Source organism: Phyllobacterium sp. SL163 (assembly GCF_049896885.1).
GTDB classification, from domain to species: domain Bacteria; phylum Pseudomonadota; class Alphaproteobacteria; order Rhizobiales; family Rhizobiaceae; genus Phyllobacterium; species Phyllobacterium calauticae.
Genome location: NZ_JAFCVE010000001.1, coordinates 243,276 through 259,629, shown reverse-complemented (window position 1 = coordinate 259,629; position 16,354 = coordinate 243,276). Strand labels below are relative to the sequence as shown.

At 57.7% G+C, this 16,354-nt stretch carries 17 protein-coding genes; 10 read left to right on the top strand and 7 right to left on the bottom strand.

From position 1 onward, the window contains the following. Positions 1 to 58: 58 nt before the first annotated feature. Entirely contained in the window at positions 59 to 724 is a 666-nt protein-coding gene (gene ccmB, locus ACP7B1_RS01265; protein ID WP_346307066.1) for a heme exporter protein CcmB, read from the bottom strand. Then, positions 724 to 1,335, bottom strand: a complete 612-nt coding sequence (gene ccmA, locus ACP7B1_RS01260) for a heme ABC exporter ATP-binding protein CcmA (RefSeq protein WP_346307065.1) — start codon at positions 1,333 to 1,335, stop codon at positions 724 to 726. Before ccmA ends, ccmB begins: the two co-directional genes overlap by 1 nt. 300 nt (positions 1,336 to 1,635) lie before the next feature. Between ccmA and acnA the strand changes: the two genes are divergently transcribed. The 3 genes from acnA to ACP7B1_RS01245 all read left to right on the top strand — a co-directional run bounded on the left by acnA (position 1,636) and on the right by ACP7B1_RS01245 (position 6,069). Beyond that, positions 1,636 to 4,323, top strand: coding sequence for an aconitate hydratase AcnA (acnA, locus tag ACP7B1_RS01255; protein ID WP_346307064.1), 2,688 nt, complete (start codon positions 1,636 to 1,638; stop codon positions 4,321 to 4,323). A gap of 207 nt (positions 4,324 to 4,530) precedes the next feature. Continuing rightward, on the top strand, positions 4,531 to 5,301 hold the full coding sequence (locus tag ACP7B1_RS01250; RefSeq protein WP_346307063.1) for a DUF1223 domain-containing protein: 771 nt from the start codon (positions 4,531 to 4,533) through the stop codon (positions 5,299 to 5,301). Positions 5,302 to 5,697: 396 nt separating this feature from the next. Continuing rightward, a complete protein-coding gene (locus tag ACP7B1_RS01245; protein ID WP_346307062.1) occupies positions 5,698 to 6,069 on the top strand; it encodes a DUF2794 domain-containing protein in 372 nt (123 codons plus the stop codon). A gap of 6 nt (positions 6,070 to 6,075) precedes the next feature. Here the strand turns inward: ACP7B1_RS01245 and ACP7B1_RS01240 are convergent, their stop codons facing one another. The 4 genes from ACP7B1_RS01240 to ACP7B1_RS01225 all read right to left on the bottom strand — a co-directional run bounded on the left by ACP7B1_RS01240 (position 6,076) and on the right by ACP7B1_RS01225 (position 10,957). Further along, positions 6,076 to 6,624, bottom strand: a complete 549-nt coding sequence (locus ACP7B1_RS01240; protein WP_346307061.1) for an N-acetyltransferase family protein — start codon at positions 6,622 to 6,624, stop codon at positions 6,076 to 6,078. 99 nt (positions 6,625 to 6,723) lie between these two features. Further along, positions 6,724 to 7,500, bottom strand: a complete 777-nt coding sequence (locus ACP7B1_RS01235; protein ID WP_346307060.1) for a Bax inhibitor-1/YccA family protein — start codon at positions 7,498 to 7,500, stop codon at positions 6,724 to 6,726. Positions 7,501 to 7,691: 191 nt separating this feature from the next. Next, positions 7,692 to 10,256: an ABC transporter permease gene (locus ACP7B1_RS01230; protein ID WP_426136294.1), complete on the bottom strand. Its 2,565-nt coding sequence runs from the start codon at positions 10,254 to 10,256 to the stop codon at positions 7,692 to 7,694. Further along, on the bottom strand, positions 10,253 to 10,957 hold the full coding sequence (locus tag ACP7B1_RS01225) for an ABC transporter ATP-binding protein (protein WP_223613912.1): 705 nt from the start codon (positions 10,955 to 10,957) through the stop codon (positions 10,253 to 10,255). The genes ACP7B1_RS01230 and ACP7B1_RS01225 overlap by 4 nt, the downstream gene beginning before the upstream one ends. 70 nt (positions 10,958 to 11,027) lie before the next feature. Here ACP7B1_RS01225 and ACP7B1_RS01220 point away from each other — a divergent pair, with 70 nt between their 5' ends. Then, the gene (locus ACP7B1_RS01220) at positions 11,028 to 11,708 is read left to right on the top strand and encodes an arylesterase (protein WP_288191924.1); all 681 of its coding nucleotides are present in this window, start codon (positions 11,028 to 11,030) and stop codon (positions 11,706 to 11,708) included. A 220-nt stretch (positions 11,709 to 11,928) separates the two neighbouring features. Next, positions 11,929 to 12,522 (top strand): RNA 2',3'-cyclic phosphodiesterase, encoded by a 594-nt coding sequence (thpR, locus tag ACP7B1_RS01215; RefSeq protein WP_105734179.1) that lies wholly within the window; start codon positions 11,929 to 11,931, stop codon positions 12,520 to 12,522. Here the strand turns inward: thpR and ACP7B1_RS01210 are convergent. Next, the gene (locus tag ACP7B1_RS01210) at positions 12,474 to 12,944 is read right to left on the bottom strand and encodes a low molecular weight protein-tyrosine-phosphatase (protein ID WP_346306684.1); all 471 of its coding nucleotides are present in this window, start codon (positions 12,942 to 12,944) and stop codon (positions 12,474 to 12,476) included. The two genes, thpR and ACP7B1_RS01210, sit on opposite strands and share 49 nt — an antisense overlap. A 56-nt stretch (positions 12,945 to 13,000) precedes the next feature. On the opposite strand from ACP7B1_RS01210, the gene ACP7B1_RS01205 reads away from it, so the two are divergent. The 5 genes from ACP7B1_RS01205 to ACP7B1_RS01185 all read left to right on the top strand — a co-directional run bounded on the left by ACP7B1_RS01205 (position 13,001) and on the right by ACP7B1_RS01185 (position 16,352). Then, the gene (locus ACP7B1_RS01205; RefSeq protein WP_346306685.1) at positions 13,001 to 13,297 is read left to right on the top strand and encodes a 4a-hydroxytetrahydrobiopterin dehydratase; all 297 of its coding nucleotides are present in this window, start codon (positions 13,001 to 13,003) and stop codon (positions 13,295 to 13,297) included. 78 nt (positions 13,298 to 13,375) lie between these two features. Then, on the top strand, positions 13,376 to 13,756 hold the full coding sequence (locus ACP7B1_RS01200) for a YkvA family protein (RefSeq protein ID WP_346306686.1): 381 nt from the start codon (positions 13,376 to 13,378) through the stop codon (positions 13,754 to 13,756). 296 nt (positions 13,757 to 14,052) lie between these two features. Continuing rightward, a complete protein-coding gene (locus ACP7B1_RS01195; protein WP_223613917.1) occupies positions 14,053 to 14,556 on the top strand; it encodes an invasion associated locus B family protein in 504 nt (167 codons plus the stop codon). A 180-nt stretch (positions 14,557 to 14,736) separates the two neighbouring features. Next, a complete protein-coding gene (gene rlmN / locus ACP7B1_RS01190; protein ID WP_223614135.1) occupies positions 14,737 to 15,918 on the top strand; it encodes a 23S rRNA (adenine(2503)-C(2))-methyltransferase RlmN in 1,182 nt (393 codons plus the stop codon). Then, positions 15,915 to 16,352, top strand: coding sequence for a hypothetical protein (locus tag ACP7B1_RS01185; protein WP_223613918.1), 438 nt, complete (start codon positions 15,915 to 15,917; stop codon positions 16,350 to 16,352). Before rlmN ends, ACP7B1_RS01185 begins: the two co-directional genes overlap by 4 nt. The last annotated feature ends 2 nt before the right edge of the window (positions 16,353 to 16,354 follow it).

Sequence of the window (16,354 nt, the reverse complement as noted above, 5' to 3'; positions counted from 1 at the left end):
AATTCACCATCACATGATCCTCCCAAGCCCGAAAGGATCGTGCGTCGCGCAGCGCATGTCAATCAGCCGACGATTTCAACGCTGCGGCGGCTGCCAGCGGTCCAATGACCGCAAAGAACAGTGTAATTGCAACGAGAATAAGAAAGGGCGCGACAAAAGGCGCGGGGTCTTGCACTGCCCCGTAGGCTGCCGACACACCGAAGATCAGCACGGGAATGGTCAAAGGCAGGATGATCACCGACACGAGCAGGCCGCCGCGCGGCAGTGCGACGGCAACCGCAGCGCCGACAGCGCCGATCAGCGTGATGGCCGGCGTGCCGACGAGCAGGGTCAGCGTTGTGGCGCCGATGGCTGCGGGCTCCATGTTCATAAACAGGCCAAGCAAAGGGGAAGCTATGACCAGCGGCAGCACACATGTGCTCCAATGCGCCAGACATTTCACCAGTACGGTCAATGCCAATATGTGCCGGTCCGAAGCCATGATCAGCAGATCGAGAGACCCGTCGTCGCGGTCAGCCTGAAACAGCCGGTCGAGACCGAGCAGCGTCGCCAGAAGGGCGCCGATCCACAGCATCGCGGGTCCGATTCGCGCAAGGAGCTTCAAATCCGGCCCGACACCGAACGGCACGACCGCGATAACGGCGAGGAAGAACAGTATCCCGATCAGCACGCCTCCACCGGCACGCAGACCCAATCGGGTGTCGCGGAGAAACAGCGAAAGCATCAGAAACCGCCCCTTCCCATCACAAGTTCCTGAGCCCCGTCCAATCCCAACGGCAGATGGGTTGCGGCGACGACAATGCCCCCACTGGAAAGATGTGCACGCATGACGCCGGCAAACTGATCCTCCGATCCTTTGTCAAGGCCCGCCGTCGGTTCATCCAGAAGCCAGACCGGGCGATGACTGATCAGGAGCCGCGCGATACTGGCACGCCGTTTTTGCCCAGTGGAGAGATAGCCGAATGGCAGATGGCCGATATCCCCGAGCTGCACGCGGTCCAGCGCTTCACCAATCGTATGGTTCCCGATGCCGTTGAACGACTGCCAGAAGCGCAGATTCTCTTCGACGCTCAGGACGGGTTTCATGGCATTGAGGTGACCGAGATAATGGCTGGCCGAAACAAGCCCGTCGAAACCGGCTGGCGCATCGTCAAGCCGAATACGGCCTTCGGCTTTGTCCAGAAGTCCGGCGATGATTCGCAGGAGCGTTGATTTCCCGGCCCCGTTCGGCCCCGTAATCATCAGCGCCTCTCCACCCGCGACGGCAAAGTTCAGCCTGGAAAACAAAATCTCCCCGCCCCGCTCCCCTGCCAGATTTTCGGCGACTAACCGCATGAAGTTCCCGCTCTTGTTAACCCCGACGTGCCGCCCGGAATGACCCATGTGCATTTCGACGCAGTCTCAAATTTTGACGAATGTCGGTCTGGCACAGATCGATGAAAATCTCTATATAGCAGTCAACCATGCCAGCGGTCGGCATGGAAACCATTTTTGGCCGATCTTCAATACGGGTGCCTTTTCGGACCTGTAGCGGGACGGACAGCGGAAATGACTGCACCCGCACCTTAGCGCGTCCTTGAAACGCGGCAAAGGCGTTCGTCCCGGGTGAGGCCAGTAGCATAAGGACGACGCAACATGTCTCAAATCGACAGTTTCAAATGCCGTAAAACCCTATCCGTAGGGGATAAGGAATATGTCTATTACAGCTTGACCGAAGCTGAGAAAAATGGCCTGGAAGGCATTTCCAAGCTCCCCTTCTCCATGAAAGTCCTCCTCGAAAACCTGCTTCGCTTTGAAGACAATCGCTCGGTTTTCAAGAAGGACATCGAAAACGTCGCCAAATGGCTTGTCGATCGCGGCAGTGCCGGCGCTGAAATTGCCTATCGCCCAGCCCGTGTTCTCATGCAGGACTTTACTGGCGTTCCTGCCGTCGTGGACCTTGCAGCAATGCGCGATGCCATGGTCAACCTTGGCGGCGACCCGGAAAAGATCAATCCGCTCGTCCCGGTTGATCTGGTTATCGATCACTCGGTGATCGTTGACGAGTTCGGCAATCCGCAGGCTTTCAAGCGCAATGTCGATCTCGAATATGAGCGCAATGGCGAACGTTACCGCTTCCTGAAGTGGGGCCAGCAGGCGTTCAAGAATTTCCGCGTCGTTCCTCCGGGCACGGGCATCTGCCATCAGGTCAACCTTGAATATCTGGCCCAGGCAGTCTGGACCAAGGAAGAAGACGGCGTCACCGTCGCCTATCCCGATACCTGCGTTGGCACTGATTCGCACACGACCATGGTCAACGGCCTTGGCGTTTTGGGCTGGGGCGTTGGCGGCATCGAAGCGGAAGCGTCCATGTTGGGCCAGCCGGTTTCCATGCTTTTGCCTGAGGTCATCGGCTTCCGCCTGACCGGCAAGGTCAAGGAAGGCGTAACGGCGACCGATCTCGTGCTTACGGTGGTTCAGATGCTGCGCAAGAAGGGCGTCGTCGGCAAGTTCGTCGAGTTCTTCGGCCCTGGCCTCGAGAGCATGACGCTGGCTGATCGAGCAACCATCGGCAATATGGGTCCGGAATATGGCGCCACCTGCGGCTTCTTCCCGATTGATCGCGAAACCATCAACTACATGCATATGTCCGGCCGCGACGAAGAGCGTCTGGCACTGGTCGAAGCCTATTCGAAGGCGCAGGGCATGTGGCGCGAACCCGGCTCGGCCGATCCTGTTTTCACCGACACGCTGGAACTCGATCTCGGCACCGTCGTTCCGTCCATGGCAGGCCCGAAGCGTCCGGAAGGCCGTATCGCCCTCGAGGGCATCGCCTCCGGTTTCCACGAATCGCTGCAGAAGGAATACAAGAAGACCACGCAGCTTGATGCCCGTTATCCGGTTGAAGGCGAAGACTATGATCTCGGGCATGGCGATGTTGCCATTGCGGCGATCACCTCCTGCACCAACACCTCGAACCCGAGCGTGCTGATTGCAGCCGGCCTTCTCGCCCGCAATGCAGCTGCCAAGGGTTTGAAGTCCAAGCCCTGGGTGAAGACATCGCTGGCGCCGGGCTCGCAGGTTGTTGCCGCCTATCTCGAGAATGCCGGTCTGCAGGTTGAACTCGACAAGCTCGGTTTCAATCTGGTCGGTTTCGGCTGTACCACCTGCATCGGCAATTCCGGCCCGCTGCCTGCACCGATCTCCAAGACCATCAATGACAAGGGTCTGATCGCTGCAGCCGTGCTTTCCGGCAACCGCAACTTCGAAGGCCGCGTTTCACCGGACGTCCAGGCGAACTACCTGGCTTCTCCGCCGCTGGTTGTTGCCTATGCCCTGGCCGGTTCGGTCACCAAGGACCTGACAACCGAGCCGCTTGGTGAAGATCAGGACGGCAACCCGGTGTTCCTCAAGGATATCTGGCCGTCTTCGCACGAGATTCAGGAGTTCATCACCAAGAACGTCACCCGCAAGCTGTTCGCGTCCAAATATGCGGATGTGTTCAAGGGCGACCAGAACTGGCAGGACGTCAAGGTACCGGCTGGCCAGACCTACGCATGGGACGACAACTCGACCTATGTGCAGAACCCGCCTTACTTTGTCGGCATGGGCAAGACACCCGGCACCGTGAACGATATCAAGGGTGCGCGTATCCTCGGTCTCTTCGGCGACAAGATCACCACCGACCATATTTCTCCGGCCGGCTCGATCAAGGCAGCCTCGCCTGCCGGCAAGTACCTGACCGATCATGGTGTGGCACCCCTGGACTTCAACCAGTACGGCACGCGTCGCGGCAATCATGAAGTGATGATGCGTGGCACCTTCGCCAACATCCGCATCCGCAACCACATGCTTGGCGAAAATGGCCGCGAAGGCGGTTACACGATCCATTACCCCTCGAAAGAGGAAATGCCGATCTATGATGCCGCCATGCAGTACCGCAGCGAGAATGTCCCGCTGGTCATCTTTGCCGGTATCGAATACGGCAATGGTTCATCACGTGACTGGGCGGCCAAGGGCACGAACCTTCTCGGCGTTCGCGCTGTGATTTCCCAGTCCTTCGAGCGCATCCATCGTTCGAATCTCGTCGGAATGGGCATCGTCCCCTTCGTGCTGGAAGAGGGTACGAGCTGGCAGTCGCTTGGCCTGAAGGGCGATGAGACAGTTTCCATCGAAGGTCTTGCCACGATCCAGCCGCGCCAGAAGACCCATGCCACGGTGACGTTCGCCGATGGCACGGTCAAGCAGGTACCGCTGATCTGCCGTATCGATACAATCGATGAGCTGGAGTACCTCAAGAACGGCGGCATCCTGCAGTACGTGCTGCGCGATCTCGCCGCTTAAAGCAGCGAAAAGCTCTGAAATCGGAGACCGCCGGTTGCCCGGCGGTCTTTTTTTCGCGATTTCGCCAATAATTATATGGTTTTGCCTGTAAACGTGATCGAATTCACCTCAAAGTGACTTCCTCTTGATAAAACGCATCCCTATCAATTGTCTGGCAATCGCTCTCATACAAGATCAAAGAAAAATTCGGGAAGAAAGCTCGTACCCTTGACCCTGCGCACCCTGCTCAAAGCCATTCTGATCGCCTGCCCGCTCCTTGCAGCGGCGGGGTTCACGTGGCCGGTTTATGCCGGGAGCATCGGCACGAAACCGGATGGCGTGGTTGAGCTTTATACCTCGCAGGGCTGCGGCTCATGCCCACCTGCCGACGCCGTCCTCAAGCAGCTGGTCGCGGAAGGGAAAGTCGTCGCACTCGCCTTCCATGTTGACTATTGGGATTATCGCGGGTGGGTGGACAATCTCGCCCTGCCGGAAAATACCGCCCGGCAGAATGCCTATCGCAAGGCACTTGGACTGACAGGTGTTTACACACCGCAGGCAATCCTCAATGGCCGCGAGCATGTAAATGGTCAGGACGGCGCTAAAATCCGGCGCCGAATCGATGAGATGCGCAATGGTGATTCTGGCCTGACAATTCCCGTATCGATCGAAAAAACCTCTCCGGATCGCCTGGTCATCAATATTGGTGAGGGGGCCGCCGCAAAAAATCCTGTGCGCGTTCTTCTTGCCTATTTCAACAAGGAAACCATTGTTTCCATACCCGATGGCGAGAACGGCGGGCGCAATGTCAGCTACGCCAACAGCGTTCGCGCAATGGAAACGGTTGGCATGTGGGATGGCAAATCGCAGAAGATCGAAATTCCGCTGACCGAGATTGCCAGCAAGAAGGCTTCCGGCTGCGCCGTCCTGTTGCAGGAAATGCTTGGTGAAGGCAAACCGGGGCCCATCATTGGCGCCTCGATCATGACAAAGCCCTGATTTTAAAGAGCATTTCTGCAGACAAGAAAAAAGGCTGGTAAAACCAGCCTGAAGTCTTGGGGCTTGTTGCCATTGAGAGACTGAATGGTTCGGCCAGAACAGCCCGTTTGGGCGGGGGGCTTTGGGGTATCGGGCCGCTCAAGACCGAACCGTCTCAGACAACGGGCTGAAGGTGGGTCTGAAATCCGGCGGCAATGCGAGTGCAACATGGCGAAACTGTGGCCAGACATCACCAATGGAAACAGGGCGTATTCCTTTGTGAAAGGCACAGCAGCAGCGACATTTTTGCGTTCAATTGCGCGTGCCCTGACACTTACAGGCTTGTAAATGCGGGCCGAACAGGTCACCCTTCTGTCATCCAGTTGTCATACGGCAAATCTAAGGGCGGATTGATTGATGGACAGCAATGCAGGTGGCGACGAATCGCAACAGCAGGCGAAACTCATTTCACTCTCCGGCGCACGTGATCTCCCCGTTACATTCAATCGGCGGGAACTTGATCAAATCCTCAGAATATACGGCTTCATGGTTTCAGCAGGCGAATGGCGCGATTATGCTATTGACCACCTGAACGACCGGGCTGTGTTTTCTGTGTTTCGCCGAACCAGTGAAGTGCCGATGTTCCGGATCGAGAAAAATCCGCGGCTGGCCCGCAAGCAAGGCGCCTATAGCGTAATTGCCGCGAGCGGTCTTATTCTCAAGCGCGGCACGGAACTCGACAGGGTACTCAGGATCTTCGACAAATCGCTGCAGGTTGTGCGGAGCTAAAGCTGCTCAGCCTCTTAAAGGTGCCGGCCCCGGGAGGGTCGTGGTCCCGCCATTCATGTCAAGCTGCATGAGAACCGTATCCAGCCAGCGGCCATGCTTGAAACCCGATCCTTCAATGGTGCCGCAATGCCTGAAACCGCAACTGGCATGCAGGCGCACCGACGCTGACGCAGCGTGACCATCGCCAATAACAGCGATGAACTGGCGAAATCCAAGCGCTGCGCAATCGATGATCAAGCGTCGAAGCAGGGCTTTGCCCATGCCTTTGCCCTTGGCTTGCGGCGCAATGTAGATCGAATCCTCGACACTCCACCAATAGGCCGGGCGGGTACGGAAATAACTGGCATAGGCGTAGCCGCTCACGATGCCGTCCATCTCTGCCACGCTGTAGGGGAAACCATCACTGGTGATCATATGGAACCGCTTGGTCATCTCCGCCAGCGCGGGCGGCTCGATCTCGTAGGTGGCCGTACCATGCAGAACCGCATCGCGATAGATTGCAGTGATAGCGGGCAGGTCAGCGGGCTGTGCCGGGCGGATATGAATGCTGGTCATGACCGCAATCGATCGCAAAAATACCGGATGAATGCAATGCCGCCAAGAAAAAGGGCAGCGTTTCCGCTGCCCTTTTTCACTCGTTCATAACGTCCAGGATCAGTTGCGGTTGCCGAGGAACTGCAACAGGAACATGAACATGTTGATGAAGTCGAGATAGAGGCGCAACGCACCCATGATCGCCTTGCGGCCATAGGTGTCCGAGCTGTCGCCTTCATAGTACATTTCCTTGATGCTCTGGGTGTCATAGGCCGTCAGACCTGCAAAGACCAGAACGCCGATCGCAGAGATTGCAAACTGCAAAGCACTGGACTGCAGGAAGATGTTGACCAAACCGGCAAGGAGAATGCCGATCAGACCCATGAACAGGAACGAACCCATTCCGGAGAGATCGCGCTTCGTCGCGTAGCCGTAGAGTGACAGCGCACCAAAGGATGCGGCGGTGATGAAGAATGTCTGCACGATGCTTCCCGACGTATAGACAAGGAAGATCGACGACAGAGAAACACCGACGAGCGCTGCATAAACCCAGAAGGTTGTCTGGGCCGCCGAAACGCTCATTTTCTCAATGCGGAAGCTCAAAAAGAACACTGCGGCGAGCGGTGCGAGCATAACAACCCAACGCAGGGGCGAGCCGTAAAGCGCCACGCCAAGGCTGGTCAGCATCTTGCCATTCGGCAATTGAGCGACCGCGAGCGATGCATCATTGGTGGTTGCGAGATAAACAATTGCAAGCGCGGCAAGACCGGTCACTGCGAGACCGATCCCCATCAGATTGTAGACCTTCAGCATGTAGCTGCGTAGACCTTGATCGATCCCCGCGTCCACACGCACTCCGGCCGATGTACGGGCCTGGATGTTGCGATAGTCAGCCATGGTTTTCCTCATTGCTTCGTCCCGTCGGGTGTCGGGGGTTATTCCCAGGCGCCGCTGGCGGGACCCCAGCATGCCTTGCGATGAATTATGGGGATTCAGCAGGGCGATAACAAGACCTGTTTTACTCAAGATCGCGTGTTTGGCGGGCAAATGCGGGCAAAACGCTCGCATATTACGCTTTTTTAACGATTTCAGAGGTTTCGCAGGATCGGAGCCGCCTTTTGACCAAGGATTCTCCAGGTTCCCGCAAGGCCAAATCCGACGGTGAGAACCAGCGCCAGGACCAGCGTGGAAACCGCCACTTCCGGCTGGAATGATGCGGGCAGTTTCATCACCCGCACAACCACATACCAGGCCGCCAATCCGCCCGCCAGGAGCGCGAAAGTCGCTGTCGCCAGCCCCAGGATGACATATTCGTAGCTGAACGCCTTGATCAGAGTGCGCCGCGTGGCGCCAAGAGTTTTCAGGACCACCGCGTCATGCACGCGGGCGCGGTTGCCGGCCGCAAGCGCGCCGCCGAGCACAAGGATGGAGGCGATCAGAGCCACCGACGCCGCGGCGCGGATCGCAACCGCCAGCTGTCCGACCAGTTCATTGGCAATGCTAATGGCATCCTTCACCCGCACGGACGTGACGGCAGGAAAAGCCCGGGTCACATCACGCATGACCGTGGCCTCTTCCTGTGTTGTCGCAGAGGGATCGGTGAGCGTGGCAAGCCAGGCATGCGGGGCACCGGCAAAAGCATTGGGCGAGAACACCATGACGAAATTGATCGCAAGCGATTCCCACTCCACTTGCCGGAAATTGGCAATGCGCGCCGTGATATTGCGGCCGAGCGCATTGACAGTGACCGTATCGCCAAGCTTGAGGCCAAGGTTACGCGCCTCCTCGGCCGAGAAGGACACAAGCGGCTCGCCGGTGTAACCCTCCGGCCACCAGGTACCCGCCGTCAGCACCGAGTTTTCCGGTATTTTCTTGGCGTAGGTAATACCGCGATCCCCACGCAACACCCATGCCCCTTCCGGCGGTATGGTCAGCTTGCCGACATCCGTGCCGTTGAACGCAACGATGCGGCCGCGCAGCATTGGCGCGCTGACAATCTTGCCCTGCGGCGCAGCCTTCTGCAGAAGGCTGGTGAACTGGTCGACCTGCGTGCTCTGGATATCGACAAAGAAAAAGTTCGGTGCCCGTTCCGGCAGGTTGCCGGCGAGCTGCTGGCGCAAGCTGCCATCGATCAGCGCCAGCGTCACCAGCAGTGTCAGCCCCAATCCGAGCGACAGGACGACCGACGGCGTCAACGCGCCGGGCCGATGAATATTGCCGATGGCAAGGCGAAGCGCCGTGGAGCGAACCCGCGGCGCACGGCGCGCCAGCCACTGCACGAGACTGGAGACAGCGCGTAGCACAAGGAACGAAAAAGCGACCGCACCGATGAATGTGACGGCAATACGCCGATCATAGGCGAACACCACCGCCAGGACGCAAAGCGTGGCGACAAGAACAGCCGCCACCGCGATATAGACAGGTTTTGGCCAGCCACGCTGATCGAAACCCTGTTCGCGGAACAAGGCCGTCGCCGGAATATCGCGTGCCCGGCCCAGGGGCAGGATGGCAAACGCCAATGTGGTCAACAGGCCGAACAGCGCGGCCCAGGCCAGTGCACCCGGATAAAAGCCGCCCTTGGCCGCAATGGGCAGCACGCTCTGCAGGGCATAGCCTGCGACATAGGGAATAATTGCAGCCAGGATCAAGCCGGCAGCGATACCGAGCAGGGCAATCAGCACGATCTGAATGAGATAAACGGCGATAACAAACCAGCCCGGCGCACCCAGCGACTTGAACGTGGCAATGACACCGCGTTTTGCGTCGAGATAAGCCCGGACCGCATTGGCCACGCCGACACCGCCAACGATCAGTGCCGTCAACCCGACCAATGTCAGAAACTGCGAGAACCGCTCGACATTGGCACTCAGCGACGGAGCGGCATTGGAGCGGCTGCGGATGGTCCAGCCGGCCTGTGGGAATTTTTCCTGCGCTTCATTGCGAATGCTTGCAATGTCTGCCTCGCTGGCACCTGCCGGCAGGGCAATCTTGTAGCTGTGTTCGACCAGACTGCCCGGTTGAACCAGGCCCGCGGCGCGCAACCCCTCAAGCGAGACAAGAAAACGCGGTGCAAACCCAAAACCGTCCGACAATACATCCGGCTCGTTGTCGATTACCGCCCGCAATTCGAATGTGGCTGAGCCAAGCAAGACCCGGTCACCGAGCTTCAGATTGAGCCGGTCGAGAAAAATCTGGGCAACGGCAGCGCCGAATGCACCATCCTTTTCGGCAAAGAGAGCACCTTTATCCAGCTTCGGCGCGGTATCCAGCGATCCGTAAAGCGGGTAGGCATTGTCGACGGCTTTCACCTCCACCAGAGACTGATCGGAACCATCGGCCAGACGGGCCATGGAACGCATGTTGGCAGCGACCGCGACACGGCCTTTACTTTCGACAAAGGCACGTTCTTCCGCATTGACCTCGCGCTGATTGAGCTGAAAGCGGATATCTCCGCCAAGTATGCCCTGCCCCTGCGTGGAAATGCCCGACGTGACCGAATTGGCCACCGAATTGACGCCGCCAATCGCAGCTACGCCCAGCGCAATGCAGGCAAGAAAAATATAGAATCCCGATAGACCATTGCGCATTTCGCGCAATGCGAAACGCAGGGCCAGCTCGAGCGACGGCGATGCAGCGGAACCGTTGACACTCATGCGGTTTTCTTCAGTTGCGGGGCGTCTTCATCCGCCTCGATCAGTCCTGAACGGACTTTGATCTCGCGATCGCAGCGGGCCGAAAGCGCCGGATCATGGGTCACCAGCACCAGGGTGAGACCGAGATCCTTCTGCTTCTGGAAGAGTAGATCGGCGATCTGCCGGCCGGTCGTCGTATCAAGATTACCGGTTGGCTCATCGGCGATCAGGATTTTCGGTGAAGGCGCAAGGGCACGGGCGATGGCCACGCGCTGCTGTTCACCGCCGGACAGTTCGCCGGGATAGTGGGTGACCCGGTCCGCCAGGCCGACTGCGGCCAGCTCACGCCGAGCGATCTCAAAAGCGTCGGGATGCCCCGCCAACTCCAGCGGAACAGCAACATTTTCCAGCGCAGTCATGTTGGGAATGAGGTGGAAGGACTGAAAAACGATCCCGATGTTCTTGCCGCGAAAGGCTGCCGTTGCATCCTCGCTCATCGTCTCCAGCTTTTGCCCGGCAATCTCGACGGAGCCGGAATCGATCCGCTCAAGTCCGGCCAGCACCATCAGCAAGGTCGACTTTCCTGAGCCCGAAGGCCCGACGATGCCCACCGATTGCCCGCCGACGATGGCAAGGGATATGCCCTTGAGCACATGCACCGAGGAAGCACCCGTCCCAAGAGTCAACTCAATGTGATCGAGTGTGATGACAGATTTAGTCACGAATGCAGATCCTTTACGCTATGGTCGACACTGACTTAAGTCGCATCCGGTCAGATATGGGTACCCGAACATGATATTCAAACCATTGATAAAGATCGTTGTGTCGCTCGGCCTTGTTGCCCTGCCCTCTCTGACCTTGGCCAATCAAAATCCCGTGTCCGGCCACGCTCTCTCCGTTGTCGGATTCGGCGACAGCCTGATGTCCGGCTTCGAACTTCCCGTGCAGGATTCCTTCACCGCGCAGCTGGAAAAGTCCTTGAAAGACAAGGGCGTCGAGATTTCGATCGCCAATGCCGGTGTCGCCGGAGATACCACGACCGGTGGCCTTGCACGCCTTGATTGGTCCGTCCCGGATGGCACCGATCTCGTCATCCTAGAGCTGGGTGCCAATGACGCCTTGCGCGGCATCTCGCCGGAGATCAGCGAAAAAAACCTGGCCGAGATGATCGAGAAGCTGCAGAAGCGCAAAATTCAGGTGATACTCGCCGGGATGCTTGCTCCGCCGAACATGGGCGGCGACTACGAAGAGAAATTCAACGCGATCTTCCCTGATCTCGCCAAGAAATACGATGTTCCGCTTTATCCGTTCTTCATGGAGGGTATTGCGACACAGGCCTCGCTGCTGCAGGCGGATGGAATGCACCCGACCACCCAAGGCGTTGCGGTCATGGTGAAGGGGTTCCTTCCCATCATGCAGAAGACCATCAAACAGCCAACGGTTACCTCGGATACATCCGACACCGAGCAGTGAGGCTTTCTCTGTAGAGCCCTTGGGCAAGACAGGCCCAGGGCCTATTTGATCATCCCGATGCCCTTAACCTCAAGGGCAAGCTATCCACATTGTTGTCATCTTCACACCACATCTTGCGTGTCTTATTTGTCGCGGCGCAAAAGAATGTGAAATTGTGCCTTGCTCTTGGACTCATTCAATGATTCCCTGAGGTTACAACTCGATTCGGGGAGGATGCCTTATGCCGCGTCTCTTTACTGCCCTCGAGATCCCGAGGGACGCCGCTCTCTCACTGTCGCTCCTGCGCGGTGGTTTACCAGGCGCCCGATGGATCGATGTTGAAAACTATCACATCACGCTGCGCTTCATCGGTGATGTCGAAGGCCACGTGGCCGACGAGGTCGCCAACGCGCTTGATCGGATAAGGCGGCCGGAATTCACCCTGCAGCTTTCGGGCGTCAACGCATTCGGGTCCAAGAAACCCCACAGCGTATTTGCCGCCGTTTCGCCCTCCCCCGATATTCAGGCGTTGCATGCGGAAATCGAGCGCATTTGCCAGCGGTTGATGCTGCCGGCCGATCCGCGGAAATTCACGCCGCATGTCACGCTGGCGCGCTTGCGCAATGCCCGCAACGAAGAAGTGGCGCACTATCTCGCCTCGCGCGGCAACTTTTCCACCATGCCCTTCACCATCGGGCGCTTTGTCCTGATGTCATCACGCGATTCCGTCGGCGGCGGCCCCTATATCGTCGAGGAAGCATGGCCGCTGGAATCGGCACGCACCTATCAGAAACGCTTCGAGAGGCCTCTGGAGGCCTTGAGAACCATCCGATAAACCCGTTCGAAATCAGCCTGGGTGCCGTAGTAGGGATCGGGTATCTGACTGGCTTCGCCAAGTGCGATTTCACTGAAGAGCCCGGTCTCGGCGGTCGCATTGGCGGGTCGCCGGGCTTGGATGGCTGCGACGTTGGCGCGGTCCATGCCAAGGATCAGATCAAAACTCACGAAATCCTCAGCCTTTAGCTGCCGGCAACGCTGGTCTGAGATATCGATCCCGTGTTGCCTGGCCGCCAGGATGGAACGCTCATCGGGCGCCTCGCCCGTGTGATAGCCATTGGTTCCGGCGGAATCGATATGGATGCCCCGGTCTTTTCCTTCTTCTACAAGTACGGACCGAAACACACCTTCCGCCAGCGGCGACCGGCAGATATTGCCCAGACAAACAAAAAGGACAGAGCGAAGTGGATGGGTTTTCATGGGCCGTTGCACTATAGTTGGAAGCAAAGCAATGACCGTATATGAGGAAACACAGCATGGCGCGCAACCGGTTAAATCTCAGCGAACTCGACAAGGCATTGCAGGAACTGACCGGCTGGTCCAGGACCGGTGACCGCGAGGCAATCAGCAAATCATTCAAATTCAAGGATTTCAACGCGGCATTCGGCTTTATGGCCCGTGTGGCTCTTATCGCCGAAAAGATGGACCATCATCCCGAATGGTTCAACGTCTACAATCGCGTTGACGTCACTCTTGCCACCCACGACGCCGATGGCATCACCGAACTTGATATTACAATGGCCCGGGCGATGGACCGTTTCGCCGCCCTTTGACGATAATATCGGCGAAACTCTTGCAGCAACAGGCGTGTCTTCCCATGTTGTCTCCTGAACAGACCTGAAGGAAGAGGAATGGATAACGTCAAGATTGGTGAAATTCTGCAGCCGGGCAGCACGTATGAACAGCGTGCCCGCGAGGAAACCGTGCGCGCCCGGTTCTGGAAAACTGCACGCAAGGCCGCCAAGTCCATCCCCTTTCTCGACGAGGTGATTGCCGGGTATTACTGTGCCTTGGATCCCGCAACTCCGACATGGGTTCGCGGTACGCTTCTTGCTGCGCTTGCCTACTTTGTCATGCCGTTCGACATTATTCCCGATTTTATTGTTGGCCTTGGCTTTACCGACGACGCAGCGGTGCTGATGGCTGCACTGAATGCCATTCGCAACCATGTGACACCAGCGCATCGTGAGGCGGCAAAGAAAGCAATCGAGGATCTGGACAAGGACAACTAGGATATCGGGCGGTAAGTCTGGAGAATCCGGAACCGTTACCAGCCGTTTTTGCATCACATCCGCGTGATGGGATGAATTGTCAAAGTGTCGCCGCTTTTATTCCGCTGGAGTGCAACCGTGGGATTTTGCACGGACAACGTGATCTTCTCGCTGACAAAATCGCTTTTTTGACCCCGTCTTCACCGTTTGGTAACCCAGATTAAGTCAAATTAAGAGAAAGCGAACTGGACAGTGGGGCCTGGCGGCTCTTGCCGGTTCGTCAGTTATGAAATGAACGATAAAAACTGGTAGGTAACATGTTTGGAAAATCAATCGCAGCGACCTCTGTGCTCATGCTTGGGCTGACAGGGACGGCTCTTGCCCAGACCCCAAGTCAGATCAGCCAGTTCAACGCATGGGGCGCCTATAGCTACCAGCAGGGCAAGGGCAAGGTTTGCTATGTCCTGTCCGTACCGGTCGACAAGCAGCCTGCAAAGATTGATCACGGCGACAATTTCTTCATGGTCAGCCAGAAGCCCGGCCAGAACGTCAGCTTCGAACCGCAATTCAAGGCCGGATACGACCTTCAGGTCAATTCTAAGGTGACGGTAACCATCGATTCACGCAGCTTCTCCATGTTCACCAATGGCAGCCATGGCTGGATGGAAAACGCAGCGGAAGAACCCCAGCTTGTGGCGGCGCTGCGTACCGGCCATACCATGTCCATCGCCGCGGTTTCCAAGCGCGGGACAAAGACCAGCTACACCTATTCGCTCAAGGGCGTATCGGCGGCGCTCAAAGCCATCGCCACCTGCAAGTAAACCGCCTCAATCTTCTCCTTTTGCAGAGGCCGGACAGCATGTGTCCGGCCTTTTTGCTTGTGGAGGTGACGGAACGGCCAGAACATGATATGAGCCGCGCTTCACTAGAGAACGTTAGAAAACCCAATGTCCGTTTTGCCTGAGACACAATCCTTCGCCCGGGAGAAATCCCGTGATGCCATGCTTGCCGCCATGAATGGCAAGCCGACACTGATCGGCCTGTCCCGTGCCGAGATGGGCGAGGCTTTGGCCGAAATCGGCGTGGCCGAGCGTCAGGTCAAGATGCGCGTCGCCCAGCTCTGGCACTGGCTCTATGTCCGCGGTGTGTCGGATTTTGCCGATATGCTCAACATTTCCCGCGATATGCGCGAGCTCCTCGATCGGCATTTCACCATTGCCCGGCCGGAAATCGTCGAGGAACAAATCTCCACTGACGGCACGCGCAAATGGCTTTTTCGCTTTCCGCCGCGCGGAGCGGGCCGGCCGGTCGAGATCGAAACCGTTTACATTCCCGAGGAAGGCCGCGGCACGCTGTGCATTTCCAGCCAGGTCGGCTGCACGCTCACATGCTCCTTCTGCCATACGGGCACACAGAAACTGGTACGCAACCTGACGGCGGAAGAAATTCTCTCGCAGTTGCTGATTGCCCGTGACCGGCTCGGCGATTTTCCGGACCGGAACACACCGGACGGTGCCATTGTTCCCGCCGAAGGCCGCAAGGTCTCCAATATCGTCATGATGGGCATGGGCGAACCGCTCTACAATTTCGAGAACGTCAAGAAGGCACTGCTGATTGCCTCCGACGGTGACGGCCTGTCTCTGTCGAAGCGGCGCATCACGCTGTCGACATCGGGCGTCGTGCCGGAGATTTACCGCACCGGTGAGGAAATCGGCGTCATGCTTGCCATTTCCCTGCATGCGGTGAACGATGACCTGCGCGATATGCTGGTGCCGATCAACAAGAAGTATCCGCTCAAGGAACTGTTGGATGCCTGCCGGGCCTATCCAAGCCTGTCCAACTCCAAGCGCATTACTTTCGAATATGTGATGCTTAGGGGTGTGAACGACTCGCTGGCTGATGCCAAGGAACTGGTGCGCATGCTGAAAGGCATTCCCGCCAAGATCAATCTCATTCCCTTCAACCCCTGGCCTGGCGTCAATTACCAGTGCTCGGAATGGGAGCAGATCGAGAAATTCGCTGATTACGTCAACAATGCCGGTTATGCTTCACCCATCCGCACCCCACGAGGCCGCGATATTCTGGCGGCATGCGGTCAGCTGAAGTCGGAATCGGAACGAATGAAGAAGACAGAGCGTTTGGCATTTGAGGCTGCCATGATCGCCGGGCACGGTGAAGATTGAGCCAGATCGCCTTCTATATCTTCCGCTTTGCCCTGATCGTTTTCGGTTTCGTTTGCGCGACCTTCGCCGCATCGTTGTTTCTCAACCTTCTCTGGCTCGGCAGCACGGAAGCCATCGGAAGCGAAGGCCCATTCCTGTATTCCACGGTTCCGATCTTTGCCACGATGATTGGCTACAGCGTCTTCATTCCCGCCTGCATCCTCATCTTGTTTGCTGAACTGACCGCGTGGCGGGACCTGTTGTTCTACGCCCTTGGCGGCGCAGCGACCGCCGTTGTCATCATCGTCTGGAAGTGGCGGCCACAGACCGAAGACATCGACACATTCGCGGCCATCCTCGCCACCGGCGTTGTCGGGGGCTTTGTCTACTGGCTTGTTTCCGGGCGAAGCGCCGGGCTGGTGATGCCCCCGCGCTCCGGTGGCCCCACCGCATAGAG

Coding starts and splice junctions, on each gene's coding strand:
- ccmB (WP_346307066.1), bottom strand. CDS start 724: ATGCTTTCGCTGTTTCTCCGCGACACCCGATTGGGTCTGCGTGCCGGT.
- ccmA (WP_346307065.1), bottom strand. CDS start 1,335: ATGCGGTTAGTCGCCGAAAATCTGGCAGGGGAGCGGGGCGGGGAGATT.
- acnA (WP_346307064.1), top strand. CDS start 1,636: ATGTCTCAAATCGACAGTTTCAAATGCCGTAAAACCCTATCCGTAGGG.
- ACP7B1_RS01245 (WP_346307062.1), top strand. CDS start 5,698: ATGGACAGCAATGCAGGTGGCGACGAATCGCAACAGCAGGCGAAACTC.
- ACP7B1_RS01240 (WP_346307061.1), bottom strand. CDS start 6,624: ATGACCAGCATTCATATCCGCCCGGCACAGCCCGCTGACCTGCCCGCT.
- ACP7B1_RS01235 (WP_346307060.1), bottom strand. CDS start 7,500: ATGGCTGACTATCGCAACATCCAGGCCCGTACATCGGCCGGAGTGCGT.
- ACP7B1_RS01230 (WP_426136294.1), bottom strand. CDS start 10,256: ATGAGTGTCAACGGTTCCGCTGCATCGCCGTCGCTCGAGCTGGCCCTG.
- ACP7B1_RS01220 (WP_288191924.1), top strand. CDS start 11,028: ATGATATTCAAACCATTGATAAAGATCGTTGTGTCGCTCGGCCTTGTT.
- thpR (WP_105734179.1), top strand. CDS start 11,929: ATGCCGCGTCTCTTTACTGCCCTCGAGATCCCGAGGGACGCCGCTCTC.
- ACP7B1_RS01210 (WP_346306684.1), bottom strand. CDS start 12,944: ATGAAAACCCATCCACTTCGCTCTGTCCTTTTTGTTTGTCTGGGCAAT.
- ACP7B1_RS01205 (WP_346306685.1), top strand. CDS start 13,001: ATGGCGCGCAACCGGTTAAATCTCAGCGAACTCGACAAGGCATTGCAG.
- ACP7B1_RS01200 (WP_346306686.1), top strand. CDS start 13,376: ATGGATAACGTCAAGATTGGTGAAATTCTGCAGCCGGGCAGCACGTAT.
- ACP7B1_RS01195 (WP_223613917.1), top strand. CDS start 14,053: ATGTTTGGAAAATCAATCGCAGCGACCTCTGTGCTCATGCTTGGGCTG.
- rlmN (WP_223614135.1), top strand. CDS start 14,737: ATGCTTGCCGCCATGAATGGCAAGCCGACACTGATCGGCCTGTCCCGT.